The 432-nt window shown below is 65.3% G+C and carries 1 protein-coding gene; it reads left to right on the top strand.

Features of this window, described 5'->3' with window-relative positions:
- Positions 1 to 432: hypothetical protein (locus EN932_RS37730; protein ID WP_128369598.1), on the top strand; the 432-nt coding region annotated here is incomplete at both ends.

Raw genomic sequence — 432 nt, 5'->3', positions numbered from 1 at the left:
TTCCCGAGGAAGCGGTTACATTTTGTGCCTACCTGCTTCCCGAGCGAGCCGCGGTCTGGTGGGCCCATGAATGCCTGAGCCACCTGGCCGACCTGTTGGATGAGACCGATCATCAGTTGCTCCCGCTGGTCCACAACTGGGTGGGCGAACCGGACAGTCGCCGCCACCAGGCGGCGCTCAGCACAGCCGGCGCGACGCCGCCAACAACGCCGGTCGGCTGGATTGCTCTGGCCGCGGGATGGCGTGACAATGGTTCGGCCACGGCCGCGACGATGACACCGGCGTTGCTGCCGTTTCCAGCCGCCCACGCAATCAATGCCGGGATTCTGGCCGGACTGGCGCGCGTCGCACTGGCTGACCGGTTCGCCGTTCTTTCGGCATTTGTCGAAATGGGCATCCAGATGGCTGAGATCGAGGCCCTGAGCCAAGCAG

The organism is Mesorhizobium sp. M7A.F.Ca.US.002.01.1.1, assembly GCF_004022955.1.
GTDB classification, from domain to species: Bacteria; Pseudomonadota; Alphaproteobacteria; order Rhizobiales; family Rhizobiaceae; genus Mesorhizobium; species Mesorhizobium ciceri.
Note: the sequence above shows the minus strand (reverse complement) of the source record. Positions and strands in the feature narration are given on the sequence as shown.